Here is a 23,159-nt window from a genome sequence, read left to right on the forward strand (position 1 = left end):
CTTTACGGCATCGAGCGCGACTTGAAGGCCAGTAGCGATGCTGACCGTAAAAACGGCCGTCACGAACATAGCCTGCCGATACTGGCTCAGTTGAAAAGCTGGATCGAAAAGACGCAGCCCCAGGTCACCGCTCAGAATGCTCTGGGCAAAGCCATCAGTTACCTCACAAGTAACTGGAGCAAGCTGGAGCGATACGTCGAGGAAGGGTATTTGCCGATGGACAACAACGCGGCAGAACGCGCGATCCGCCCCTTCGTGATCGGAAGAAAGAACTGGCTGTTTAGCGACACGCCCAAAGGCGCGACGGCCAGTGCTCAACTGTACAGCCTGGTTGAGACTGCCAAAGCCAACGGCCAGGAGCCCTATGCGTGGCTGCGCCAGGCACTTGAACGTTTGCCAACGGCGACATCGGTAGAGGATTACGAAGCCTTGCTGCCGTGGAACTGCGAGCCTCGACTTCACAGCTAAGCGCTTTATCCATCTTTAGCCAAATGGGGTTTATGGAGCGCTTACGACCGGTCTCACCACGGCGGCCTATCACGGCTCTGTGAAGCTGGCCAACGGTGACGTGGTGTGCGTGCCTTACACGGCCGCCAACATCGCGATCTACCGCTGGAGGTCGAACACGCTGTACACCGTGCCAGCCCCGGTTGCCGGCGCCAAGTTCCGTGGCGGCGCCCTGGCGCCCGATGGTCGTGTGGTGTTTGCGCCGAACACCTATGACAAGGTCGGCTGGTATGACCCGACCGCCAACGCCTATGGCGAAGGCGCGACCCTGGGGATGGGCACCGCGTCGAAGTTCGCCGGAGCCGTCCAGAACGTGACGGGAGAGATCGTATTCACCCCGTACGCCAATGAGAACACCGGGATTTTCAAGGCCGTCACGGCCGGAGCGCTGCCAGCAGTGGCAATGCAGAGTGTGCAGTGGAACAAGAGCTGACAGAGCTGCATAACGACTACAGATTTCAGCTCTCAAGCCCGCCATGTGCGGGCTTTTCTATCACTCATCGCTCTCACAACACCAAATCAAGCTCATTGAGCTGGGGCCTTATATTTTGCTAGACCGGCCCTGACCGTAGTTATTTCATCTTGAATTTTTAGAACACGATTTAAACATTGCATTCTATAATGCTTAATATCTTCATCCGTGAACAGATTTTTGCCATGCAAGTCAAACGTAGCGCGATTATTACCCATTGCAACAGTACACTTATCCATTTCTAAACACCAAAACCTTATATCCTCGTACATAGATGTAATTTCCAAACCAGTTACCTGAGCAATCATAAGTTTTTCAGAGGCAACAAGGCTTTTCTCTTGAAGGATTGCTAGGTTCTCCTGCGCACTTGCAGAGATACCCTGTTGTCTTGCACTTTCTTGTAGAGCATTTTTTGTCGCTGCAAGCTCTTCTTTTTGCGATAAATAAGTTTTAATCAAAAAGTAAAGAGCCATTAATGATGCCAAGGGGTTTAGCAAACCTCCAAAATAATCACCTAACGTCCCCCACTCAGATGGATCAAGAGAAAACTCATGATCATGAAACTGTATAACATAAGCCCCTATAACAACAATAATATAAATGAAAATTAACAACCAAGGCCACTTATATCTTTCTGAAAAATTCTCAGCCATTTCACTCACTTTGTATTTTTTAATAGTTCATAAACAGCCGATGCCAGATACCTGGTATCGGCTTTCACTCAGGACAGGAAGAAAACCCTAGACTCCAGCACCAATAAACCAACCACTGCCAACCGCAAAAGCAAAAGACTACCCCATATATCCGTGTTCAACCATGACTTTCATCAGACCAGAGTTATAATTTAGAACATACTCCCTTAATGAAAACCTAGAAATGAAATTCTCCTTGTAATTTATTAAATAAATTGTTCCATCATAGTCCTCTGGAGTTACTTTTCCTGCTAAAGACACAGAGTTGACACCCAAACCGTAAAATCTAAAGAAAACATGAGCATATGGTTTTTTTCTCCCAACCTTCCCAGTAACCACAAAAACTATATGATTATCAGGGGGAGCAAAAGACATAATTTCAGATATCATTTTATCTGGAATAAAACTAAGCGGAATACTTGGCTCTCCAGTAAGGATAGCTGACTTTATTCTATTAAAATTTTTATGGCGAGCGTATCTCTCCCCCATTTGATGAATTACAAAATTCATCCCAATTTTAGCTATGGCGCGATCACACTCTGCATTCCACATGGAGCGAGAATGTATCTTCCCTCCTACTACTTCTTCCTCAGATGCCTTCTCTATTTCTATCAAGCGTTTTGGAATATCAGACATTAGCAATGCCAAGATGCTACCAATCTCGTCAGAATCCTTTTTAATTAGGACTATATTGCCACGAGAGCGCTGATAAAACCGGTTATGGTATGGAATATTCTCACATACCAAATCCGGCACAATTTCAAGCCACAGCCCCTTTTCTTTAGGGGGTTGGAGGTGATTTGTAACATCCAAAAGCTCAGCACGACCGCCATCTAGCCTATAAGAACTAACAACAAATTTTGGTTTGATGCCACTCTTATCTTTCTCAACAGTAAAAAACTCCCCCTTCTGAACCAGAGAGTTTGCAACCTTCAGAAAGCTAACGAATTCACGCGAGTTAGCCGCAGAGTATACAATAACATCTCCACCAACAAAAATTGCTTGCGGAAGTACTTTAAACGCCCCTTCGGAAGCAAAAACCGCCTCTAACAAAACCCCGTTAACACTATCTATAAGAACAGTATTATCGGCATGATATTTAACCGGCGCTTTATCTCTTCCAAATCTTTGGCTTTGCCAACGAGCCAAACCTATCAAGGACTCTCTCATAAGCACCAGCTCAAGCTTAGAGAATGTTACGGAATTACAGAATTTGCATACGACATCTTGCAAAACATATCTATCATCATCTCCCCCCAAGCCAACGGACATGACATGCTCATCACTGAAAGGCCGCTGTTTTTTACAGTACAAGCAACTTTTCCCTTCCAAATTATTTATTTCCATATCAAGCAACTTTTTCAGTTTTTTTAAATTTACCTCTCGAAAAAAAAAACTGCAATAAAAACACTTATCCCCCTCCCGCCGACGGGCTTTGTGTCCCTTTTTTGTGCAAACCCGAGGTGTGGTGCAACCGATGCTCCAGCCCACGCCGGCCGTGGGGTTGCGCAGAGAAGCGGCTATTGCACAGCGTGCAAGGTTTTGCAGAAAAATGTCATCGCGTTGCACAGCGCGCTACAGGCCGGCGCCGGTGGGTCAATTCCTGGAAGGCCCGGCCCGCGTGGGTGAAAAATTGGAAAACCGGCGAAAGGTGCAGTTTTCAAAATCGGCACGACTCTAAAAGAGAGCGCCAAACCGTATGCGGGGATAGTGACAATAAAGCCTGAGAGTCAAGCCACACAAGGGCTGCAGCGGTTTTCATGCTTTGCACAAAATCACCTGGACCAACACCGCTGACGATGCGAAGGAGAGCCCAGGAATACTGTCTGAAAAAACACAAGTTCAGGAGACCCTGCGAAACATGGTCAGGAAAGTCAGGACGGGTAGTCAGTAGCACTCAAGCCCTTACAGGCCGTGGCTTTCAGGGCTGACCTGGAATAGGTCGGGAAAAGTATTTATCTAGGTCATTAAAAATAAAATACTTATAAATCAATGACTTAAAAAAATACCGACAGACCTTTCCCGACTGACCCAAAAATACCTGAGCCGACTAAAAAAATACCTTTCAGGATTCTCTGAAACCCTTGGTTTTATTGGGTTGTAGAGATATAGAAAAAAACCTGACCTTTATTACCTACCTCAGACCCTCAACCTGAATTTTCAATTTCACCCCCTATTTGGCCTGTTTCTCGTCTGGCTCTCTCACGGCGCGCTATCACTCACGGGGACGGCCATGGGGATCAGACTCATGCTCACAATCTGCCTACAGGCCACGTAAAACGGGGGGTTGGGCTTGCTGAAATAGAGTGCAGGCAGGTTCGAATCCCTCTTTCACCGCCATATTAGGCAAACAAGAAAGCCCTGATTTCGATAAGATTTCAGGGCTTTTTTGTTTCTGGCGTTTGAGCCCGGGCTTCGTTCAAGGCCGAAATAGCGCCTTTGCACCGCGGCCTACCCGCCTGCACCGCCCCCATCCCTAGGCTCTGCCAATACCTGATGAGCAGGCCGCCAGCCATCCCGTCCTCCAGCCCCCCAAAAATCCGGAACACAGCCCATGAATGACAAGAAATTCGTAGACGCCCTGTTCTGCGAGTTGTTCGAAGAAAACTTCCTGCACTACAAGACGTCACTCACCCAACCTGCCGACAACCAGCAGGATGCCTATGGCAAGGCACGAAATGCGCTGGCGTCATTGAACGACTCGCAAAGAATGGAGGTCATTGATTTTCTCAAGATCGTGATGGCAGACAGTGCGTCCGTGATCCTGGGAACACTGGATGGCGTTCATTTCCCCAATGATCTGGAAGGTGAGTTCACGCTGAGCATGAATGGCGAGGCAATCGAGGGCGACTTGCAGGACCTGTTCATCGAAAAGGCCCAGGAAGACAACGTCTACGGCTGATTCGCCTCGCTTACGGTGGCGGATACAAACAATCCCTTGCTGCGCGAACGCTGCAAACAGCATCATCGCTCGGCTTTTTCTTCGTCCTGATGGGTGTACCGATGTCCCACAGCCCCGCCCCCTTCCCCTCGAACGAGGATGAAAGAGCCCTTTCGCTGGAACATTTGAGGGTCTTGGACTCGGCACCCGAGGCAGAATTCGACGATATCGTGATGCTCGCCAGCGCGCTGTGCGACACCCCTATCGCGCTGGTCTCGCTGGTGGACCGGGAGCGCCAGTGGTTCAAGGCGTGCGTTGGGCTGGACGCCAGGGAAACGCACCGTGACCTGGCGTTTTGCGCGCATGCCATTCTGGCGCCGACCGATGTCCTGATGGTCGAAGACGCACGGCTGGATGCACGCTTCCAGGAAAGCGCGCTGGTGCTCGGCCCGCCTTATATTCGTTTTTATGCCGGCGCTCCGATTATCGACGACCGGGGCCATGCGCTGGGCACGGTCTGTGTCATCGATACCAGGCCCAGAACGCTGACGGACGCGCAGCAGAGCGCATTGCAGGCACTGGCTCGGCAGACCGCCTCGCTGTTGCAACTGCGCTTGCTTCGGGATCAACGAGAGCATCGGGCAGAGCGGCTGGAAAAGGAACTCGCCCAGGCCAAGGCTCTTAACCAATTGACCGAACAATCCCTCAATCATGCCAAACGCGTGTCGTCGCTGGGGATGGTGACGGCCAGCATTGCGCATGACTTCAACAATATCCTGCAGGCGCTGAGCGCCAGTTTGCAGATGATCCGTTTGCGGGCGAGGCGGCCGGAAGATGTCGAGCGCTTCAGCGACACCGGATTGCAAGCGGTCGACCAGGGCCGTCAGCTTGTGGGCCATCTGCTGGCCAGTGTCCGCCAGGACAGTCCTAATCTGGTCTGTATCGACGTCAGTGCCCGTATCGATGCGATGCGTGGTGTGTTGTCGAGGGCAGCCACAGACAGGGTCAAGCTGACGTTCGATTTGCTGGCCCCCAACACGGTGGTGCTCTGCGAAGAGGCGCAACTGAATGCCGCGATGCTGAACCTGCTGAGCAATGCACGCGATGCCATGGGCGCTGCGGGCCGTGTCCGTATCGCCACCCGCCTGGCGTTTGTCGAGGATGACGTTTCGCTGTCCGCAGGCGATTATCTGGCGCTCAGCGTTACCGACGACGGACCCGGCATGCCTGCTGATCTTGCCCATAAAATCTTCGAGCCTTTTTTCACCACCAAGGAACGAGGAAAAGGCACAGGTCTTGGCTTGTCCCAGGTGCGCGAGTTTGCCGAAACCGCAGGCGGTGCCGTCAGGCTGCGAACCGCACCTGGCGCAGGTACGACGGTCACCTTGTACCTCAAGGCGCTGGGGCACATCAAAGAATAGCCACGGCAGTGCCTGTCATTTCACGGTCTGGATCGATCCCGCATTCACTGAATAACGCCAATGAAGGCTATGTATTACCTTCATTCGGCTCCCGACAGGTTTTATTTCTGAACATTATTGGTCTGAAAACGGTCCATGCTCTGTAAGGCGAACGATCGCCGCAGGAACGGTACTGGCCAATGAGCAGCTCAGAACGATTATTGAAGTGGCATTCGCTTTGGCAGATCGACCGCGGCATCGTGATATGCAGGTCCTGTCGGGCCCATCAGCTTGAAGCCGAGAAGACATCCTCTTTCATCCATATGAAGGGATGCCGGTGCGTAGAACCTTACACCTTGCCCTGGGGTGATCTGGACCGGATCGCGGCGGGATACAGTCCGGCATCAAGGACCTGAAACCAGACGCTTTTCAATGACCTTCAGGGCCTGCACCGGCGCAGGCCATTCTCCTGTTCGTATGCCTGGGTTAGCATGCCTACCCGCCCCAACGTCCGATAAGTACCGATGAAGAACACCCTCTTGCTTGTGCTGACCCTGCTGTTGACCGGCATCGCCCATGGCGCGGGTGATGTTGAATCAGGACAGGCGGTGTACAAGCGACTGTGCTCGGGCTGCCACAAGATAGGCCCGGCCGCACGCGCAGCCTTCGGCCCTCAGCTCAATGGCGTCATAGACCGCAAGGCGGGGCAGACCGATGACTACAAGTACACCGATGCTTTGCACGCTTCAGGCATTGTCTGGAGCCGTGAAAACATCGCGCGCTTCGTCAAGGATCCGGATGGCGTCATTCCGGGCACCCGTATGAAGCTGTGGTGGATTGGCAATGATCAGCGCATGGAAGACCTGCTCGAGTATTTGCAGGCCAACCCGTAAGGCTTATTTCTCTGGCTGGTCATAGGGCGGGTAATCGCCCTTCGGTGACTCTTTCTCAGGGGTTTTGGCAGGTTCTGTCGGATCAACTTGCGGGTCCTCGAGATCCGGCGATTCAGGATCAAAGCCCACGTCACCCTTTTTCTGGTCTTGGGGTCTTGTAGCAGTCATATGCACCTCCGTGACAGGAATAAAACCTCTGTGCCAAATGGGAACCGCTCCAGAGACGAAGGTGCACCATGGACAGACGAACGGTGCCGGCGCCATGGCATAGCCATCCTCTGCTCAACAGTCTTGCCAGACGGCGTCCGTCGTTGATAATGGCGCCTTTTCAATGCCCGCCGCGATTCGCGCCTGCGCATCCGGCCGCCTGTGAGGAGCCCCGTAATGAACCTGGATCAATGGCATCAAGCCGCCCTGAGCAAATACCTGGCGAACCATCCCACGCTCAAGGATGAGATCAGCCAGCTCAGTGCCAAGGAACAGCAACAGCAAGTGCAATGGGCATTTGAAGACAGCGCTGAAGAACAGGGCATCGAGCCCTGGGAGCTGGCGCTTGAACTGATCGCAGAGTCTCCCGAGCAGCTCAAGAGCATGCGCCTGGAAGCGCACCGCCAGGTGGCCGAAGCCTTGGGCATGGAGTGGGAAGAGTATTGCGGCTTCAACGATATCGAACCTTAAGAGCGCCCTTGAGAACACCTTGCAGACATGGCTCGCCAGGCGGGTCATGACCGGTGAGTCAGTTCTTTACCTGCCTGCGCCGGATGGTTAACGTCTGCGCTCGCTCACGATCACAAGGAATTGCGCCATGACCGACCTGGTCTCGTATCACCTGCAAGACGGCATCGCCACGCTGACCCTGAACAACGGCAAGGTCAACGCCCTGTCACCGGCGGTGCTTGACGCCCTCGATGCAGCGCTCGACCAGGCTGTGCAGGACCGTGCCGTGGTGATTCTCACCGGGCAGCCGGGCATCCTCTCGGGTGGCTATGACCTCAAGGTCATGACCTCAGGCCCCCAGGCCGCCATCGACCTGGTTGCACAGGGCTCGACCCTGGCACGGCGCATGCTGGCCCATCCCTTCCCCATCGTGGTCGCCTGCCCAGGGCATGCCATTGCCAAGGGCGCGTTCCTGCTGCTGTCGGCCGATTACCGGATCGGCGTCGAAGGGGCTTTCAATATCGGCCTCAACGAAGTCCAGATCGGCATGACCATGCATCATGCCGGCATCGAGCTGGCACGTGACCGGTTGCGCAAGTCGGCCTTCAACCGGGCGGTCATCAACGCCGAACTGTTCAACCCGCAGCAGGCGCTGCAAGCCGGCTTTCTCGATCAGGTGGTTGACAGCCAGGCGCTGCACGAGACAGCCCGCCAGGTCGCTGCCCACCTGCAAAAGCTCAACATGAAGGCCCACGCGCAGACCAAGCTCAAGGTCCGTGACGCCTTGCTGCACACCCTGGATGCCGCCATCGAAAAAGACCGCCAGCGGCTGATATAAGGCCTGCCCTCACAGGGTGAACAGCTCCAGTATTTAGAGGTGCCCACCCGAACTCATGACCGGCGCCACAATCTGATCAACGGGCGTACAGACCTCCCTGGCGCCGAGACCCTCTGGAAGAAGCGATATACGTATGGGCCGAGTCGTGGCAGCAGCGGTTTACAGTGCAGGTCGCAAAGTCAGCAATATCACGCTGGATGAAGGCGCGGACTGGGCGGCCAAACCCGGCCACTTTGTCTGGATCGGCCTGGAACAGCCCGACCCGCACGAACTGGCCAGCCTGAAAAGGCAATTCAACCTGCATGAGCTGGCCATCGAGGACGCCCTGGAGGTGCACAGCCGGCCCAAGCTGGAAACCTTCGGTGACGCCCTGTTCATCGTCACGTATGCGCCGATCCGGGAAGAAGGCCGGCTGCTGTTCGTCGAAACCCATATCTTTGCCGGCAAGGGCTACGTCATCACTTCACGCAACGGTCACTCCAAGTCCTACAGCGTGGTCAGGCAGCGCTGTGAGGCGCGGCCGCTGCTGCTCGAGCACGGTGAGGATTTCGTGCTGTACGCCTTGCTGGATTTCGTGACCGAGAACTACCAGCCGGTGACCGAGGCCATTCATACCGAGCTTGAAGCGCTGGAGCAAAGCGTGCTTGGGGGCGTCATGAGCGATTCGCACATTCATCGCATCCACAGCCTGCGGCGCGACCTGCTGCGCCTGTGGCGCTACCTGGCGCCAATGGTCGAGGTGGGCGAGGAGTTGCAAAAACTCGACTTCCCATTCATCGACAAGAATATGCGCCCCTACTTTCGCGATGTCGAAATCCACGTCAAACGGCAGATGGAAGACATCGCCAACCTGCGCGACATCGCCAGCCAGACCATCGAGATCGGTTTGTTGCTGGAGTCATCGCGGCAAAGCCTGGTGCAGCGCAAGTTCGCCGCCTGGGCGGCGATCCTGGCTTTCCCTACCGCCATCGCCGGTATCTACGGCATGAACTTCGAGAACATGCCGGAGCTGAAGTGGCATTACGGCTACTTCATGGTAATGGGCGTTATCGTTGGCGGCTGTGCGGCGCTGTTTGCAAGTTTCAAGCGCTCAGGCTGGCTATAGAATCAACGGCCAGCTCAGGCTTGTAGGCCACAAAACGCATCATCCATTCGGCCACCGTGGTGCCATGGTGGTCATGCTCCAGGCTGGCCAGCGCCGTGCGGTACAACGCTTCGCCCAATGATTCCTGGCGAATGTGCATCAGCGCCCTTGAATAGTCATGGATGAATTCCGGGTGCCCCTGGAAGCACAGCACCTGGTCATTGATGTGGTAGGCCGCAAACGGGCAGAAGTCACTGGACGCAATGACTGTGGCGTTTTCCGGCAGGCGCGTAACCTGGTCCTGATGGCTGATCAGCAACGTCAGGTCATCCAGGTTCGGTGTCATCCAGGGCGCCGCGGCCTGCAGACGATAGTGGTGGATACCCACACCCCAACCGCCATTGGCCCGTTCGGTCTGGCCACCGAGCAACAGGGCCAGCAACTGATGGCCGAAGCAGACGCCCAACAGTTTTTCACCACGCTCATAGAGCTTGAGCAGGTAGGCCTTGAGCACCTGAATCCAGGGATCGCTGCCAAACGAGTCGGCCTTGCTACCGGTCACCAGCCACGCGTCGAAGCGCTCGTCTTCGGCCGGATAATCCCCTTGCATGACGTTGTAGATAACGAACTGCGCTTCGATCGGCTGACTGGCAAACAGCCGCTCGAACATGCGGCCATAGCTCTGATACGGCTCGACCAGTTCTGGACGCAGCACATCGGTTTCCAGGATGCAGATACGTAACGACATGAAAAAGACCTGAAACGGTAAGGGAGGGTAAATGACGCGCCAAGCCTGCCCTGATAACCCTCGCAAATCAAGGTGCAGGGCATCGGCCCCGGCTGCGCTCACAGACAAAGCACTGTCGCAGGCAAGCCTGTTTGCCTCTGGCTTTTGCGCCACCCTGTAAACCCTGTGTAGCAAGTCACATTCTGACAATGCTGACTGACGAACGGTCAGACAGGTGTACGTTGCAGTCAAGGCGTCTAGTCAAGGGGTCAGCAAGGCAAAAAGTACGCGCTGATAATTTTTTGAGATTAGCCAGCAGCTTTAGATACCAAAGGGTTCTAAGCCTTATGAAACAAGGCCTCTAAGGTTAAATCTGTATCTGGGCAGGGGCGCAATAAATGATTTTCATAGCGCTGCCACAACCGGCCCGATCACCAGCCGTGCCACCTGCTGATGGCTTCACCCTTTGCCAGCCCGCCGATTCCAGACAGGAAGCCGGTTGGCTGATGTCGCTCGGGAATAACAACAAAAGGCAGTCAGCCATGCTCAATGATTCGAAATTTCGTCAGGCGGGGATTATCCTGTTTGCAACCATACTGGTGTTGATCGTACCGAACCTGAGTCGTCTGTTCGGTTGAGGCATGCAACGCGCCATGGCGCGCCACCGGTTCTTTGCAGGTGATCAAGGAGATCGGTGCATGCGTCAATGGATAGCGCTTGCCTTGCTGGGCTGCAGCGTGGTGGCACAGGCCGGCGTGGTCGACCAGGCCGGGGCCGTGATCGCGCTCAAGGAAGGCAAACTTGCCGTGGATGTACGCAGTCAGATCGAGTACGACGCCGGCACCGTATTGAATGCGGTGCGCGTCGATGATCGGCGCCTGGTCAACCAGATGAAACTGGTGCTCAACGATCGCAATTCGGCTTTCGTGGTTTTTTCCAGCAGCGATGAAAAAGCCAGTCGCGCCCAGGACAAGTTGCGCAATGCCGGTTATTTCAGCGTGATCAACGGCGGTAACTACGAAGAGCTGCACAACGCCCTCTACGACACTACCGACGATCCTGCCGAATGACCTGCACCGCACGCGAACAAGGCTGACAGGCCAGGGATCATGCCCCCGGCCTGCCCGGCGTTTACTGATGCTGCTTCTGTGACTGTTTCTGCGCTGGAATCTGAACCTGGGTTTGCGACTGAGTCTGCTTTTGCACAGGGGCAGGCTCTGCCGGTTCGACCACGACCCGCGCATGCATCTGCTCGAAGCCGCCACCACGGCGCATACCGCGTACCGGACAAGCATCCAGGTAGTCCAGGCCGACGGCCACTTTCAGGTGGCGCTCCGGCATCGCCAATTGATTGGTCACATCGAAGCTGTACCAGGCATCATCGATCCAGGCTTCGGCCCAGGCATGGCTGGACAGATGGTCGCTGTCTTCACTGCACAGGTAACCCGACACATAACGCGCCGGCACCCCCAGGCTGCGCGCGCATGCCAGGAATGCGTGGGTATGGTCCTGACACACGCCACTGCGGCCGGCAAAGGCCTTGGCAGCGGTGGTGTCGACCTCGGTGGCCCCCGGCGTGTAGATCATGTGCTGGTTCAGGGCGTGCATCAGGTCGATCAACCCGTCCCGGTTCGTGCGCTGCTGGCTCTGGCTGGCGGCAAACTCACGCAACGCGGCGTCCGCCTCGGTCAGGTGCGTGGTGCGCAGAAACGGCAACGGCGACTGGCTTTCGTGCTCGCACTCGCGGTCGGGGTCGATTTCGACCTGGCCGCGCGCACTGATCTTGATGGCTTCATGCGGCTCGTCCAGGGTCAGCACATGCAGGATGTTGCCATACGGGTCGATCTGGGCGCGCACCGGGCGCGGCAGGCTCAACTGCCAGCTGAGGATCGTCTGGCGCTCGCTGTCGTGAGGTGTCAGGCGCAAATACTGGATGCTGGCGCGGACCTGGGCTTCGTAGCAGTAGCTGGTCTCGTGGCTAATGGAAAGTCTCATGCAGCCTCCAGATAAGATGTGTGAATGGCATCGCCCAGTCGGGCCACCAGTGGCAGGAAGCCGTTCAACCATTCATGCAGCCCGGCATCGAGCACCTCGTCGATGCCGGTAAAACGCAAGCGCGCATGCAGCTCTGCCGCCAGGCGCTGGGCCGGACGGCCGTTGTCGCCGGGCAGGCTGGTGAGGATCTCGTCGATCTCCTCCAGGCAAGCCAGCAACGAGCGTGGCGTATCGGCACGCAACAACAGCAGTTCGGACACATGCCGCGCATCCGGCGCGTCGCGGTACAGTTCGGTGTAGGCCTCGAAACAGGAAAGCGCACGCAGCAAGGCGCTCCACTGGTAATAGCCGGCGGCGGAGTTGTCGGCGGCGGCATTGGCATCCGAACCACGCAGCTCAAGCATGTCGTAGCGGGCATCAAGCATGCGCAGGGTGTTGTCGCTGCGCTCGATGAAGGTGCCCAGCCGAATGAAGCGGAAGGCATCGTTGCGCATGATGGTGCCGTAGGTGGCGCCGCGGAACAGGTGCGAGCGCTCCTTGACCCATTCACAGAAGCGACTCAACCCATAGCGGGTCAGCCCTTGCTGGGCAATGCCGCGAATCTCCAGCCAGGTGGAATTGATGTTCTCCCAGATGTCGGCGGTGATGCGCCCGCGCACCGCGTGGGCGCAACTGCGCGCCGCGCCCAGGCAGCTGTAGATGCTGGCCGGATTGCTGGCGTCCAGCGCAAAGAAATGCAGCATGCGCTCGGCATGCAAGGCGCCATGGCGCTCGACATAGGCGTCCAGGGTGCCGGTGATCAACAACGGCATGGCGATTTCATCCAGCCCGTCGCCGCGTCCATCCTGGGGCATCAACGACAGGGAATAACTCACGTCAAGCATCCGCGCGAGGTTCTCGACCCGCTCCAGGTAACGCGACATCCAGAACAGGTCTGAGGCAGTTCTACTAAGCATAGGCAGGCATCCTTAATCCTCGACCACCCAGGTGTCCTTGGTACCGCCACCCTGGGACGAGTTCACCACCAGCGAGCCTTCACGCAAGGCCACCCGGGTGAGCCCGCCGGGTACCACGCGGGTTTCGCGGCCGGACAGGACAAATGGACGGAGGTCGATGTGTCGCGGGGCGATGCCGTTCTCGACGAAGGTCGGACAGGTCGACAGGGACAACGTAGGTTGGGCAATGTAAGCGTGCGGCTTGGCAATCAGGCGCGCGCGGAAGGCTTCGATTTCGGCAGCCGTGGAAGCCGGACCGACCAGCATGCCGTAGCCGCCGGAGCCCTGGGTTTCCTTGACCACCAGGTCCTTGAGATTGGCCAGCACATGAGACAGCTCGGCCGGCTTGCGGCATTGCCAGGTCGGCACGTTCTTCAGGATCGGCTCTTCATCCAGGTAGAAGCGGATCATGTCGGTCACGAACGGATAGACCGATTTGTCGTCTGCCACACCGGTGCCGATGGCGTTGGCCAGCACCACATTGCCGCTGCGGTAGGCCGATAGCAGGCCCGGCACCCCGAGCATCGAATCGGGCTTGAATGCCAGTGGGTCGAGGAAGGCATCGTCCAGGCGCCGGTAGATCACATCCACCGGCTTCGGGCCGGAGGTGGTGCGCATGAACACCCGGTCGTCGCGCACGAACAGGTCAGCGCCTTCAACCAGCTCGACGCCCATTTCCCGCGCCAGAAAGGCATGCTCGAAAAACGCACTGTTGAAGCGTCCCGGCGTCAGCACCACGACACTGGGATTATCCAGCGGGCTCGAACTTTTCAGGGTGTCGAGCAGCAGGTTCGGGTAGTGGTCGATCGGCGCAATGCGCTGCGCGGCAAACAGCTCAGGGAACAGCCGCATCATCATCTTGCGGTCTTCGAGCATGTAGCTCACACCGCTGGGCGTGCGCAGGTTGTCTTCGAGCACGTAATAGGTGCCGTCGGCATCACGGACCAGGTCAACCCCGGAGATGTGCGAGTACAGGTCCCGGTGCAGATCCAGGCCCTGCATGGCCAACTGATACTGATCATTGGCCAGCACCTGCTCGGCCGGAACGATACCAGCCTTGATGATGCGCTGGTCGTGGTACAGGTCAGCGAGAAACATGTTCAGCGCCTTGACGCGCTGAATGCAGCCGCGCTCGACAATCCGCCATTCACTGGCCGGAATGCTGCGCGGAATCGTATCGAAGGGAATCAACCTTTCGGTGCCCTGCTCGTCCCCATAGAGCGTGAAAGTAATACCGGCGCGATGAAACAACAAATCGGCCTCACGGCGCCGTTGAGCCAGCAGCTCTGGCGGCGCGTCCCCCAGCCAACGGGCAAATTCCCGGTAATGCGGGCGAACCAGGCCGCCAGCATCGTACATCTCATCATAAAAGGTGCGGATCATGCCGTACTCCTTGTCACCCAGGGCACACAGGCCTTCGCAAGCCTCGTGCCACCGGCATAAACCCTTTGTTATCAATTATTTACGAATGAGCAAGACATTTAACGCACCATCCCTGTGCACAAACCGGCCTGAAGATTCACGGACGCCTCATTCGCAGGCATTGCGCACGTAGAATCTATGACCCGCATAGAGAGAGTTGATTATCGGGGTGGCCATTAGTTCGCCATAATTGCCCTACGCAACTACAGAAGGCATCGGCCCTCCCCGACCGATTCTGTGTTGCACCCGATTGTTGACCGGATTCCCTTTTGAGCCACTGCTTGCAGTGGTTTTTTTTTGTCGCCTGGTTTTACCACTGCACCGTCAAGGTGCTTTGCCCTTGCCCGGGCATTGTGCCGGCCCCTGAGCGCTGGCAGGCCGGCCGCCGTATTGCAATAGACCTCCTTGTTCAGTTCAGACGCCTGAGTTCGTGCTTGACACCCCAGCCCTCGACTTCGCCATCCAGCGGCAGGACCACGGTCTGCAGGTCTTGCTCGAAATCACCAATGCCGTCGTAGGTTGCGTACATGACCTTGCTGACCTGCAAGTGCCAGGCACCGTCTTCACGTTCATTGATCTGGGTATTGAGCGATTCGCCGCGAAACTGCTGCGCAGCCTGGCGAGCCCGTTTTTCATCGGGGAACACAGCGTAGAACTCGATGGGATGGATGCGGGCGAAATCAAAACCGCCCTCTTTCATACAGCGCAGCACGTGGGTGCTGAGATCTTCCGAATGGGCTGTGCTCATGAAACGTCCTCCTATGCAACGATAGATAGAGTTTCAACGCTGGCGGTACGCCTTGGCGGGGCCTTGCGCACCGCTGGCAATCAAGCATGAAGCGTGGCGATTCCGGGCTGCACCAGACCGGACATCGACAGAAAGGGGCCTTGTAACCGGCCCCGCTTGCAGAGTAGTCCTATCGTGAGTCACCTGCCAAGAGGCATGTTTGATCAGATCACTCAGAGACTTCCTTGATGGAAATGATCTGGACGCTGTTATGGTCCTTGAGGGTCTTGAGCGTAGGTTCAGCCGTGCGCCCATCCAGGTCGTTGAGGTCGAGCTCATCAGTCACCGGAAACAGTCTATGGCGCAGCAATTGGGCAGCCTGCTCAGGTGTCGGGAGCTGCTGCGAATCGACATTCAAGCATTGCGCTACACCATCTTTATCGAAATACGAAACGGCCCATTGTTTCATCAATGCCTCCACAATCAGCCAGACGTTGGCTTACCAGATCTTGACCAAAAAGCACGCGGGTTCGTTCAAATCCAGAACCAAGGTTTTATACCGGAAAGGTCTTGAAGTCGTGACCGGTCATTCTTGCACCGGCAAAAGGCAGGAATCTGCGCCTGACGACCATCAGTCCGGGCCGGGCCACTTTGTCCTGGCAAAGCAAGCCCGCCTGAAGAGGGTCGGAACCTCTCTCCCGGAAACACCACCATCAGCCAGCACAACCCCGCCTGATGAAGAGCAGTACAGACCTCGAGTGACTGACCGGAAGGAACGGATCATTCTTTTCTGAACGCCAATGAAAAAGGCCCCGAGGGGCCTTTTCCAACGCAAGGTCAAACGCCGGTCAGTTCTTGCTGGCCTCGACGCCTGCCGAGTTGTCCAGCAGGCTCTTGGTGGCGGTCTGCAGGAAGCTTTCAAGCTTGAGCTTGAGCGCTTCGGCATCCGCCGCATCGGGCACCAGCTCGGCGGACGGTTGCGCGCCCAGGCGGTAGGTCAGCACCTTGGCCGGCATGTCCACCGCCTCGATCAGGATCCGGTTGCCGCTGATGATACCGACCACCTGCTCGCTGCCCGACGGCTTGATCACACCGAAGCCCTTGTCGCCCTCAGGCAGGTTCAACAGATCGCGTCCCCAGCACTGGTGGCGCGTCGCACCACCCAGGCGGCCCATGATGGTCGGCACCACGTCGACCTGGGTGCCCACGGTGCTGCTGCGCTTGCCGAACTTGTCCTGAATGCCCGGAGCAATCAACAGCAGTGGCACATTGAAGCGGCCCAGGTCCATTTCAGTCAACTGGCGGTTGTTACCAAAGCCGTGGTCGCCCAGCACCACGAACAGGGTTTCGTTGTAGTAAGGCTCTTTCTTGGCTTTTTCGAAGAACTGGCCCAGGGCCCAGTCCGAGTAACGCATGGCGGTCAGGTGTTCATCCAGCGAACCATGGCCGGTCACGCGCTCGACCGGCAGTTGCTCGGGCAGCGCATACGGGGTGTGGTTGGACAGGGTCTGCAGCAAGGCATAGAACGGCTTGCCACCCTGGCGGGCCTTGAGTTCCTGGGCGCCACGATCAAACATGTCCTGGTCGGAAACACCCCAGGTCGGATCGGAGAACACCGGGTTCACATAGTCGCCACGGCCAATGAAGTTGGTCATGCCCTGATTGCTGAAGAAGCCCGACTGGTTGTCCCAGGCGAAGTTGCCGTTATAGACGTACACGTCATCGTAGTTGCGACCGGCACTGAGCAACTGTGGCAGGCCGGACAGCTTGTGGCTGCCTTCGGGGGTCTGCATCAGGTATTCGAAGCCGGGCAGGTTCGGGAAGCAGGCCATGGTGGCGAACATGCCCTGGTGGGTGTGCGTGCCGTTGGAAAAGAAGTGGTCGAACAACAGGCCTTCCTGGGCCAGCTTGTCGAAGTACGGGGTGATATTGGCATTGCTGCCCAGCGCGCCCACCGAATGGCCGGCGAAGCTTTCCATCAGGATCACCACCACGTTGCGGATCGGCAGGGTGTTCTGCGCCGGTGGCGTGAAATCGCGACGTACGGCCGCCAGGCCGGGTTCGACCAGTTTTTCGTGGGGGGTCAGCAGCATGTCGCGTACGGTCTGCTGTGCCTGATCCTGCGCCAGCGTGGCTTTCCAGATATTGTCACGGTCCTCGGACATGCGGCTCTTGGCAGCGGTGATCAGCGTCAGGGTGCCGTTGAGGCCCAACTGGTTGGCGAAATTGGAATCAGTGGTATAAGCGTCGCCCCAGCGCAGCGGCGGGCCCTGACGCAAGGTGCCACGCGCAGCGACGACGGCGACCAGCAGAATCACGAAGAACACCATGGCCCGGGTATACCAGGGCGCGGCCGAACGACTGCCGACGCTGGAGAACGTGCTCTGGCTGGGACGCGTCAGACGGTCGATGCCCTTGAACACCAGGCTCAGCAGCCAGGTGACGGCCACCCACGCCAGCAGGTAGCGCACCACCGGAAAACCGTACCAGAGCATGCTCAGGACGGTCTTGGGGTCTTCTTTGATGTACTGGAAGACCAGGCCGTTGAGGCGCTGGTGGAATTCACGATAGAAGTCCATTTCCACCAGGCCCAGAAACAGCGTGATGCTGCCGACCAGGGTCAACCAGAAACGAAAGAACCCGCGCGCACTCATGGCCCGGACGCTGAACACCGCGAAGAACAACGGAATCAGCAGGTAGATGGTCAGACGCAGATCAAAACGCATGCCATTGAGCAGTGCTTCAAGGAACGTCGACATCGGCGTTTCGCCGATCATCTCGCGGTTGTAAACCAGCAGGCCGATGCGCAACAGGGTGTACATCAGCATCAGGGCCAGGCCGCTGAGCAGGGTGTAGACCAGATGGGCCTTTATTGTAGGTTTATGCAAGCGAGACAAGGCATGCCGAGCAGAGGCGTCCGTTTTGGCCATGGGTCGTAGGATCCGTAGGAATCAGGTTATTTGAAGTGAACAGGAAGTGTCGCGCGCAGCCATGAACAGGTTCCAGGCGCGCCACGCCACCCCTCCATGGTGTATTGCCGCCGCACTCGGGCGGGCGGCAATGATAGCCGGGGATGATGAGTCAGGCGATGTGAAAATTACGTGGAAACATAAAGGCTTACGGTAACGGGTCATTGCAACGCCGCTACAGGGGTTGCAAGGTGGGCGTGCGCACGGCGCCGACCTTGCAACCAGCGGGTCATTTCAGTACCGCAAATGGCCCCGCGGACCGGCAATGGCCCAGATGATCAGGCCCAGCACCGGCAACAGTGCAATCAGCAACACCCAGAGGATTTTCATGCCGACCTCGGCACTGCTTTTGAGCACATGCAGGATCGCCCAGATATCCAGTGCCAGAATGATCAAGCCAACCAGGCTATTGAACGTCGCACCCATGATGCTGCTCCTGAAAAGTCGTTGATACAGGCGGCGGGATCGAGGTCTGCCGGAGGCCGTCGACCTGTTCCACTACAGAACCCGAAGGTGACAAAAGGTTTCCATTGAACCAAACAGGCCGCGCAAGGCTCCGAAATCGAGATTCCACGGGCTGCGCTTGCCCTCCTGATTCGTGAATTTGTGAAAGGTGTCTTTCATGCCTACACCCGCTCCATCGCGCACGCTGCGCTCGACCTGGTCTGCGCAGGTGCAGGCTGCCCCGTTGCTGAGCCTGGGCTTTGCGCTGATTCTTGTCATGCTGGTCGGCCTGGGCATCGCCAGTATTTACAATGCGTTCAATGGCACCAACCGCGTCAATCTGGAACATGCCCTGATCGGTGGCAGCGCCGGCTTTGTCGCCACGGCCCTGGGCGCGATCATGGCCGTGGTGTTTCGTGACATTGCCCAGCGCACCCAGGACATCATGCTTGGCTTTGCCGCCGGCATGATGCTGGCGGCCAGTTCGTTTTCATTGATCCTGCCCGGACTGGCCGCCGCCCGCGAGATTACCGACAGTGGCGCACTGGCGGCGGCTACGGTGGTGGCCGGGCTGGCACTGGGCGTAATGCTGATGCTGGGCCTGGAAAAATTCACCCCCCACGAGCATGAAAGCGTCGGTCGCCAGGGTCCGCATGCCGAGCGTATCAACCGGGTCTGGCTGTTCGTACTGGCCATTACCCTGCACAACCTGCCCGAAGGCATGGCGATCGGCGTCAGCTTTGCCGGGGGCGACATGAACGTGGGCCTGCCCCTGACCAGCGCCATCGCGATCCAGGACATCCCTGAAGGGCTGGCCATAGCCCTGGCCTTGCGCACCATCGGGCTGTCGCCACTCAAGGCCATGGTGATTGCGGTGGGCTCCGGCATGATGGAACCCCTGGGTGCCATGGTCGGCCTGGGCATTTCCAGCGGCTTTGCCCTGGCCTACCCGCTCAGCCTGGGGCTGGCGGCCGGTGCCATGCTGTTCGTGGTGTCCCACGAGGTGATTCCGGAAACCCACCGCAACGGCCACCAGACCTCGGCCACGCTGGGGCTGATGGGCGGTTTTGCGGTGATGATGTTTCTGGACACGGCGCTGGGCTGAACTCAGGCGTTCTGCAAGGCCTTGAGCGCCGGCGCGGCATGGATGCCTGCGCTGGCGGCCAGTTCCACGACGCGTTGCTCGTCGCAACCGTATACCAGCACGGCCTGCAGTTCGTCATCCAGTGGCTGGCTGAAATTCATCAGTACATAGCCGCCCATTTCCTTGTTCATGCTGCTCAACTGGATCTGGATGCGGTTCAAGGCTGTCAGCGGCTCGGTCTTGGCCAACTGTTTGGGCTTGATGTTGAACGACACTTGCGGACCGAACGAGGCCATGATCTGGCTGAACAGGTCCATGTAAGTGTCGGCCTGGAACAGCACGGTCTCTGGCAGGCTGCCGACCACCACCCACTCGCCCAGGGGAATGGGGAAGCTGTCGTCGTAGTTGATCTCGGGATTGGCCGCCAGGAAGGCCGCCGGGTCAGCGAAGGCCTGGGTGGCTTCGTCGGCGATCTGCAGGATTTCCTGTTCGCCCAGGCAGCCGGAGCTGACCTTGGTGATGAGTTCGACGAGTGAATCTTTCATGGGCGATCCTTGGACAAGCAAAAAGAGCCGCGCAGGATAGCGGGAAACCCGGCGCGGCTCTATCGTGCGTTGTCACCTCAGCGCTGCATCGCGGCCAATTGAGCGGCCGTATCTGCCGCCCCCATGGCCTGCGCGGCGCCCAGGGCCGTGACGCCACGGGCATCGCAGGCCTGTGGATTGGCGCCGCGCTCGATCAGGTAATCGACAATCGCCGTGCGATTGAACATCGCCGCCATCATCAAGGCCGTGCGACCGTCGATTGAAGCCCCTTCCACGTTGGCGCCGGCCTCGACCAGTGCCTGGACCACTGCCAGGTCACCCTTGAAGGCCGCGCCGGCAATGGGGCTCTGGCCGTTGTCGTTACGGATTTCAGGATCGGCCTGGTGCTTGAGCAACACCTGCACGGCCGACAGATGGCCATGATAACTGGCCAGCATCAGCAAGGTGTCACCCTTGTGGTTGCGCAGGTTGACAGGCAAGCCCTTGTCCAGCAGACGCTCGAGCATCAGCGCATTGCCCTGGCGGGCGACGTCGAATACCTGTTCGGCAAACTCGGCGGTCTCCTCATCGGTCATTACTTGAGGGGGATTACGATGGGCATCGGTCATGAAACACTCCTGATAACTCGAACAAGCGAGGCGTAGCTGATAGTGACCGTCAGTCTCTCCAGCGGTTCGACGCCAGTCAAAGCAGCACGATCTATGACGCTGATAGATAAATAAACACGGCACTTTTTCTTGGGAACGGTGGTCCTACGACCGGCAAAATGCAGGATGCACGAGGGGCATTCATGCATTTTGCACGAGAATGAAAAATCGCCTTATTTATAAGTCATTGTTTTATAAGCTATTTTTTAAATACCTCATGCTGGCACAGACACTGCAACCACTAGGTCACGCTTGAAATACCATGACCTATGGAGCCGCCAGACATGACTTTTATCCAGGAAAAATTCGCCTCGGTCTTTTCCGACTATGTTGTTACCACTCAGGCCCGCCCTGATGGCGGCGTTCTGCTGACCCTGCGCGACCACGACGGCAACCAGACCCGTCGCTGTGTGTCCTACGCCCAACTGCACACCCCGGTACAACTGGAATGGCTGATCAGCGCCATCCGTCGCGACCTGGCTGCCCAGGCCAGTGAGCTGCCAGCGATCACCATGCTGCAAAGCCAGCACCGTTTCGACCTGCCGACCTACCACACCCGTTGAACCTGCATGGCCGTCAGTGACGGCGTTGCACTTCTGCACCCTGCTCCTTCGATCTCGCCGTGATCGCCCTGTGCTTTCACGGCATTTTTTTGCCTGCCAGAGCCTGTTGTCTCTGCACCGCAGCTGTGCTGAAACGGCTAGCCTATCAATCCGCGGCACAAGGCCTCGCCCACTGCCTGTGCCCGATTGGCGACGCCCAGCTTTCTGTAGATGGCCTTGAAGTGATACTTGATCGTTGCTTCGCCGACTTCACGCATCGCGGCGATTTCCCAACGGGTCTTGCCCTCTCGCGCCCAGCGCAGAATTTCCAGCTCGCGGTCGGTCAGTCCATGCGCACGCAATTGCGCGCCGTGCCCGACCATGTGCAACACCGGCACCAGGCTGCTCAGCAGGTATTTGTCTTCGCTGCCTGGATTTCGGTTCAGGCCGGCCAGGGTGCAGACCGAGACGACCCCGTTCATGCCCCGGCAATGGCTGGTATAGCCATAGGACTGCGCTGGCAGCAACGCGCAGCGCTGAGCCATGTCCTGGCAGGCGGTGGATGCCGGGTACTGGCGAAACGCATCACGCCAGTCGATGAAGCCCATCCGGTTGCGGTAACAACGGATGACCGGGTCTTCGGTCAGCATCTGGCCTTGCCGGTAGAAACGACTCCAGGCGTCATCGACGTTGGAGGTCACCAGGGTCAGTAATGACGCACTCTTGAACTGATAGAACAAGGCCCGTTCGCAACGGCATTCCTGCCGCAGCCACTGAAGTGCGTTTTCGATGGCCACGCGGCCATCACGTTCGGAGATGTTGCTCACCATTTGCTGTATCAGTAAGTTCATGTCGTGTCTGGCACTGCGTTGGGCTGCCATCGCGAATCACAGCGTCCGGGCAGCCTTGATGTAAGGGATGCGACTGGGTTACAGACATGAACCTACACCAATAAACACGCTGAAAACCCTGGCGCGCAACAAACAGGAAAGACTGACCTCCAGACAGATCAGGTCCTACCGGCGCATGGGATGTCACTGACATCCAGGCGCCTGGAGGCAGCAAAAAGTCAGTCGTCGAGACCTGCGAAGCGGCTGGCGATGTCATCGCCGGTCATGCGTGCCACACCCCCTGCCGAACTGAAGATCCGGATCACCACCAGATGCGGATGCTCCCCCAGATCGAACCAGTGGCGCAGGCCGGCCGGCACCGAGACCACATCGTTGCGCTCACACAGCAGCGCATACACATAGTCATCCACGTGCAGGCAGAACAGGCCACGACCGCTGACGAAAAAACGCACTTCGTCGGCCTCGTGAAACTGCTCTTGCAGCCACTGTTCGCGCAGCTCGGTCTTTTGCGGATGATCGCGGCCCACGCTGATAACCTGTGGCAACGCCTCATTGCCAGCGGCGCCCCTGAGCGCGTCGATCTGCGGCTGCAGCGCGGTGATCACGGCCTGCGCCTCGGCACCGGGGACGATCGGCACGGGCACCTGCAGGCGCGCAAAGGTCACGCCTCGCTCGGCCAGGGTGGCGGCGATGTCTTCCTGGTGATTGAGCACCTTTTGCGGCATCTCCGGGCAGTCGGTGTGGTAAACGAACAGGCTGCTCATAGGGGCAATTCCTTATAGGTTGC

Annotated in this window: 27 protein-coding genes; 12 read left to right on the forward strand and 15 right to left on the reverse strand. The window is 57.5% G+C overall.

Annotation, left to right across the window (positions count from 1 at the left end; genetic code table 11):
• A partial coding sequence (locus DGA31_RS11635) for an IS66 family transposase (protein ID WP_152035020.1) occupies window positions 1-468 on the forward strand: 468 nt, incomplete at its 5' end.
• Between the two features lie 79 nt (window positions 469-547).
• Window positions 548-940 carry a hypothetical protein gene (locus tag DGA31_RS11640; RefSeq protein ID WP_109512633.1) on the forward strand — a complete coding sequence of 131 codons (393 nt, stop codon included), beginning with the start codon at window positions 548-550 and terminating at the stop codon, window positions 938-940.
• Window positions 941-1,032: 92 nt separating this feature from the next.
• Here the strand turns inward: DGA31_RS11640 and DGA31_RS29590 are convergent, their stop codons facing one another.
• Both DGA31_RS29590 and DGA31_RS29595 read right to left on the reverse strand, forming a co-directional pair.
• Window positions 1,033-1,632: a hypothetical protein gene (locus DGA31_RS29590; protein WP_152035021.1), complete on the reverse strand. Its 600-nt coding sequence runs from the start codon at window positions 1,630-1,632 to the stop codon at window positions 1,033-1,035.
• Between the two features lie 138 nt (window positions 1,633-1,770).
• A complete protein-coding gene (locus DGA31_RS29595; RefSeq protein WP_152035022.1) occupies window positions 1,771-3,240 on the reverse strand; it encodes a hypothetical protein in 1,470 nt (489 codons plus the stop codon).
• A 985-nt stretch (window positions 3,241-4,225) separates the two neighbouring features.
• Between DGA31_RS29595 and DGA31_RS11650 the strand changes: the two genes are divergently transcribed.
• The 3 genes from DGA31_RS11650 to DGA31_RS11660 all read left to right on the forward strand — a co-directional run bounded on the left by DGA31_RS11650 (window position 4,226) and on the right by DGA31_RS11660 (window position 6,845).
• On the forward strand, window positions 4,226-4,573 hold the full coding sequence (locus tag DGA31_RS11650; protein ID WP_109512635.1) for a hypothetical protein: 348 nt from the start codon (window positions 4,226-4,228) through the stop codon (window positions 4,571-4,573).
• 101 nt (window positions 4,574-4,674) lie between these two features.
• Window positions 4,675-5,973: a sensor histidine kinase gene (locus tag DGA31_RS11655; protein WP_109512636.1), complete on the forward strand. Its 1,299-nt coding sequence runs from the start codon at window positions 4,675-4,677 to the stop codon at window positions 5,971-5,973.
• Between the two features lie 503 nt (window positions 5,974-6,476).
• A complete protein-coding gene (locus tag DGA31_RS11660) occupies window positions 6,477-6,845 on the forward strand; it encodes a c-type cytochrome (RefSeq protein ID WP_109512637.1) in 369 nt (122 codons plus the stop codon).
• A 3-nt stretch (window positions 6,846-6,848) separates the two neighbouring features.
• Here DGA31_RS11660 and DGA31_RS29980 read toward each other — a convergent pair whose 3' ends face one another.
• Window positions 6,849-7,013 carry a DUF6021 family protein gene (locus DGA31_RS29980; RefSeq protein ID WP_193551499.1) on the reverse strand — a complete coding sequence of 55 codons (165 nt, stop codon included), beginning with the start codon at window positions 7,011-7,013 and terminating at the stop codon, window positions 6,849-6,851.
• 216 nt (window positions 7,014-7,229) lie between these two features.
• Between DGA31_RS29980 and DGA31_RS11665 the strand changes: the two genes are divergently transcribed.
• From DGA31_RS11665 to DGA31_RS11675, 3 genes are all read left to right on the forward strand, one after another.
• The gene (locus DGA31_RS11665; protein WP_056840220.1) at window positions 7,230-7,523 is read left to right on the forward strand and encodes a DUF6388 family protein; all 294 of its coding nucleotides are present in this window, start codon (window positions 7,230-7,232) and stop codon (window positions 7,521-7,523) included.
• A 127-nt stretch (window positions 7,524-7,650) separates the two neighbouring features.
• Window positions 7,651-8,340 carry a crotonase/enoyl-CoA hydratase family protein gene (locus tag DGA31_RS11670; RefSeq protein WP_056840221.1) on the forward strand — a complete coding sequence of 230 codons (690 nt, stop codon included), beginning with the start codon at window positions 7,651-7,653 and terminating at the stop codon, window positions 8,338-8,340.
• 133 nt (window positions 8,341-8,473) lie between these two features.
• Window positions 8,474-9,445 (forward strand): magnesium and cobalt transport protein CorA, encoded by a 972-nt coding sequence (locus tag DGA31_RS11675; RefSeq protein ID WP_109512638.1) that lies wholly within the window; start codon window positions 8,474-8,476, stop codon window positions 9,443-9,445.
• On the opposite strand, the gene DGA31_RS11680 is transcribed toward DGA31_RS11675, so the two are convergent.
• Window positions 9,423-10,172, reverse strand: coding sequence for an amidotransferase (locus DGA31_RS11680; RefSeq protein ID WP_056840223.1), 750 nt, complete (start codon window positions 10,170-10,172; stop codon window positions 9,423-9,425). The two genes, DGA31_RS11675 and DGA31_RS11680, sit on opposite strands and share 23 nt — an antisense overlap.
• Before the next feature lie 377 nt (window positions 10,173-10,549).
• On the opposite strand from DGA31_RS11680, the gene DGA31_RS29985 reads away from it, so the two are divergent.
• Both DGA31_RS29985 and DGA31_RS11690 read left to right on the forward strand, forming a co-directional pair.
• Window positions 10,550-10,789, forward strand: coding sequence for a hypothetical protein (locus DGA31_RS29985; RefSeq protein WP_162241267.1), 240 nt, complete (start codon window positions 10,550-10,552; stop codon window positions 10,787-10,789).
• A gap of 60 nt (window positions 10,790-10,849) precedes the next feature.
• Window positions 10,850-11,221: a rhodanese-like domain-containing protein gene (locus DGA31_RS11690; RefSeq protein WP_109512639.1), complete on the forward strand. Its 372-nt coding sequence runs from the start codon at window positions 10,850-10,852 to the stop codon at window positions 11,219-11,221.
• A gap of 61 nt (window positions 11,222-11,282) precedes the next feature.
• On the opposite strand, the gene DGA31_RS11695 is transcribed toward DGA31_RS11690, so the two are convergent.
• The 7 genes from DGA31_RS11695 to DGA31_RS11725 form a co-directional block, all read right to left on the reverse strand.
• A complete protein-coding gene (locus tag DGA31_RS11695) occupies window positions 11,283-12,146 on the reverse strand; it encodes a transglutaminase family protein (protein WP_056840225.1) in 864 nt (287 codons plus the stop codon).
• A complete protein-coding gene (locus DGA31_RS11700) occupies window positions 12,143-13,102 on the reverse strand; it encodes an alpha-E domain-containing protein (protein ID WP_056840226.1) in 960 nt (319 codons plus the stop codon). The genes DGA31_RS11695 and DGA31_RS11700 overlap by 4 nt, the downstream gene beginning before the upstream one ends.
• A gap of 12 nt (window positions 13,103-13,114) precedes the next feature.
• Window positions 13,115-14,524, reverse strand: coding sequence for a circularly permuted type 2 ATP-grasp protein (locus DGA31_RS11705; RefSeq protein WP_056840227.1), 1,410 nt, complete (start codon window positions 14,522-14,524; stop codon window positions 13,115-13,117).
• 448 nt (window positions 14,525-14,972) lie between these two features.
• On the reverse strand, window positions 14,973-15,311 hold the full coding sequence (locus DGA31_RS11710; RefSeq protein WP_056840228.1) for a ribonuclease E inhibitor RraB: 339 nt from the start codon (window positions 15,309-15,311) through the stop codon (window positions 14,973-14,975).
• 208 nt (window positions 15,312-15,519) lie between these two features.
• Window positions 15,520-15,759, reverse strand: coding sequence for a hypothetical protein (locus DGA31_RS11715; protein ID WP_109512640.1), 240 nt, complete (start codon window positions 15,757-15,759; stop codon window positions 15,520-15,522).
• Between the two features lie 379 nt (window positions 15,760-16,138).
• The gene (locus DGA31_RS11720; RefSeq protein ID WP_056840230.1) at window positions 16,139-18,220 is read right to left on the reverse strand and encodes an LTA synthase family protein; all 2,082 of its coding nucleotides are present in this window, start codon (window positions 18,218-18,220) and stop codon (window positions 16,139-16,141) included.
• A gap of 273 nt (window positions 18,221-18,493) precedes the next feature.
• Complete coding sequence (locus tag DGA31_RS11725) at window positions 18,494-18,685, reverse strand: PLD nuclease N-terminal domain-containing protein (RefSeq protein ID WP_056840231.1); 192 nt, start codon at window positions 18,683-18,685, stop codon at window positions 18,494-18,496.
• Between the two features lie 196 nt (window positions 18,686-18,881).
• Between DGA31_RS11725 and DGA31_RS11730 the strand changes: the two genes are divergently transcribed.
• On the forward strand, window positions 18,882-19,808 hold the full coding sequence (locus tag DGA31_RS11730; RefSeq protein ID WP_056840232.1) for a ZIP family metal transporter: 927 nt from the start codon (window positions 18,882-18,884) through the stop codon (window positions 19,806-19,808).
• Window positions 19,809-19,810: 2 nt separating this feature from the next.
• Here DGA31_RS11730 and DGA31_RS11735 read toward each other — a convergent pair whose 3' ends face one another.
• Both DGA31_RS11735 and DGA31_RS11740 read right to left on the reverse strand, forming a co-directional pair.
• Window positions 19,811-20,332 (reverse strand): hypothetical protein, encoded by a 522-nt coding sequence (locus DGA31_RS11735; protein ID WP_056840233.1) that lies wholly within the window; start codon window positions 20,330-20,332, stop codon window positions 19,811-19,813.
• A 77-nt stretch (window positions 20,333-20,409) separates the two neighbouring features.
• The gene (locus tag DGA31_RS11740) at window positions 20,410-20,940 is read right to left on the reverse strand and encodes an ankyrin repeat domain-containing protein (RefSeq protein WP_109512641.1); all 531 of its coding nucleotides are present in this window, start codon (window positions 20,938-20,940) and stop codon (window positions 20,410-20,412) included.
• Window positions 20,941-21,263: 323 nt separating this feature from the next.
• Between DGA31_RS11740 and DGA31_RS11745 the strand changes: the two genes are divergently transcribed.
• The gene (locus DGA31_RS11745; RefSeq protein ID WP_056840235.1) at window positions 21,264-21,542 is read left to right on the forward strand and encodes a DUF3509 domain-containing protein; all 279 of its coding nucleotides are present in this window, start codon (window positions 21,264-21,266) and stop codon (window positions 21,540-21,542) included.
• A gap of 137 nt (window positions 21,543-21,679) precedes the next feature.
• On the opposite strand, the gene DGA31_RS11750 is transcribed toward DGA31_RS11745, so the two are convergent.
• Together DGA31_RS11750 and DGA31_RS11755 are read right to left on the reverse strand one after the other, a co-directional pair.
• On the reverse strand, window positions 21,680-22,402 hold the full coding sequence (locus DGA31_RS11750; RefSeq protein WP_056840236.1) for a helix-turn-helix transcriptional regulator: 723 nt from the start codon (window positions 22,400-22,402) through the stop codon (window positions 21,680-21,682).
• Window positions 22,403-22,590: 188 nt separating this feature from the next.
• Complete coding sequence (locus DGA31_RS11755) at window positions 22,591-23,136, reverse strand: 1,2-dihydroxy-3-keto-5-methylthiopentene dioxygenase (protein WP_109512642.1); 546 nt, start codon at window positions 23,134-23,136, stop codon at window positions 22,591-22,593.
• Window positions 23,137-23,159: the final 23 nt, after the last annotated feature.

The organism is Pseudomonas ovata (genome assembly GCF_003131185.1).
Classification (GTDB): Bacteria; Pseudomonadota; Gammaproteobacteria; order Pseudomonadales; family Pseudomonadaceae; genus Aquipseudomonas; species Aquipseudomonas ovata.

Excerpts from the sequence above, each read along its gene's own strand:
- DGA31_RS29985 (WP_162241267.1), top strand. The coding sequence starts at position 10,550 with ATGATTTTCATAGCGCTGCCACAACCGGCCCGATCACCAGCCGTGCCA.
- DGA31_RS11665 (WP_056840220.1), top strand. The coding sequence starts at position 7,230 with ATGAACCTGGATCAATGGCATCAAGCCGCCCTGAGCAAATACCTGGCG.
- DGA31_RS11725 (WP_056840231.1), bottom strand. The coding sequence starts at position 18,685 with ATGGGTGCGACGTTCAATAGCCTGGTTGGCTTGATCATTCTGGCACTG.
- DGA31_RS29590 (WP_152035021.1), bottom strand. The coding sequence starts at position 1,632 with ATGGCTGAGAATTTTTCAGAAAGATATAAGTGGCCTTGGTTGTTAATT.
- DGA31_RS11720 (WP_056840230.1), bottom strand. The coding sequence starts at position 18,220 with ATGGCCAAAACGGACGCCTCTGCTCGGCATGCCTTGTCTCGCTTGCAT.
- DGA31_RS11755 (WP_109512642.1), bottom strand. The coding sequence starts at position 23,136 with ATGAGCAGCCTGTTCGTTTACCACACCGACTGCCCGGAGATGCCGCAA.
- DGA31_RS11715 (WP_109512640.1), bottom strand. The coding sequence starts at position 15,759 with ATGAAACAATGGGCCGTTTCGTATTTCGATAAAGATGGTGTAGCGCAA.
- DGA31_RS11730 (WP_056840232.1), top strand. The coding sequence starts at position 18,882 with ATGCCTACACCCGCTCCATCGCGCACGCTGCGCTCGACCTGGTCTGCG.
- DGA31_RS11675 (WP_109512638.1), top strand. The coding sequence starts at position 8,474 with ATGGGCCGAGTCGTGGCAGCAGCGGTTTACAGTGCAGGTCGCAAAGTC.
- DGA31_RS11670 (WP_056840221.1), top strand. The coding sequence starts at position 7,651 with ATGACCGACCTGGTCTCGTATCACCTGCAAGACGGCATCGCCACGCTG.
- DGA31_RS11710 (WP_056840228.1), bottom strand. The coding sequence starts at position 15,311 with ATGAGCACAGCCCATTCGGAAGATCTCAGCACCCACGTGCTGCGCTGT.
- DGA31_RS11745 (WP_056840235.1), top strand. The coding sequence starts at position 21,264 with ATGACTTTTATCCAGGAAAAATTCGCCTCGGTCTTTTCCGACTATGTT.
- DGA31_RS11695 (WP_056840225.1), bottom strand. The coding sequence starts at position 12,146 with ATGAGACTTTCCATTAGCCACGAGACCAGCTACTGCTACGAAGCCCAG.
- DGA31_RS11735 (WP_056840233.1), bottom strand. The coding sequence starts at position 20,332 with ATGAAAGATTCACTCGTCGAACTCATCACCAAGGTCAGCTCCGGCTGC.
- DGA31_RS11750 (WP_056840236.1), bottom strand. The coding sequence starts at position 22,402 with ATGGCAGCCCAACGCAGTGCCAGACACGACATGAACTTACTGATACAG.
- DGA31_RS11690 (WP_109512639.1), top strand. The coding sequence starts at position 10,850 with ATGCGTCAATGGATAGCGCTTGCCTTGCTGGGCTGCAGCGTGGTGGCA.
- DGA31_RS29980 (WP_193551499.1), bottom strand. The coding sequence starts at position 7,013 with ATGACTGCTACAAGACCCCAAGACCAGAAAAAGGGTGACGTGGGCTTT.
- DGA31_RS11705 (WP_056840227.1), bottom strand. The coding sequence starts at position 14,524 with ATGATCCGCACCTTTTATGATGAGATGTACGATGCTGGCGGCCTGGTT.
- DGA31_RS11680 (WP_056840223.1), bottom strand. The coding sequence starts at position 10,172 with ATGTCGTTACGTATCTGCATCCTGGAAACCGATGTGCTGCGTCCAGAA.
- DGA31_RS11660 (WP_109512637.1), top strand. The coding sequence starts at position 6,477 with ATGAAGAACACCCTCTTGCTTGTGCTGACCCTGCTGTTGACCGGCATC.
- DGA31_RS11650 (WP_109512635.1), top strand. The coding sequence starts at position 4,226 with ATGAATGACAAGAAATTCGTAGACGCCCTGTTCTGCGAGTTGTTCGAA.
- DGA31_RS11700 (WP_056840226.1), bottom strand. The coding sequence starts at position 13,102 with ATGCTTAGTAGAACTGCCTCAGACCTGTTCTGGATGTCGCGTTACCTG.
- DGA31_RS11740 (WP_109512641.1), bottom strand. The coding sequence starts at position 20,940 with ATGACCGATGCCCATCGTAATCCCCCTCAAGTAATGACCGATGAGGAG.
- DGA31_RS11655 (WP_109512636.1), top strand. The coding sequence starts at position 4,675 with ATGTCCCACAGCCCCGCCCCCTTCCCCTCGAACGAGGATGAAAGAGCC.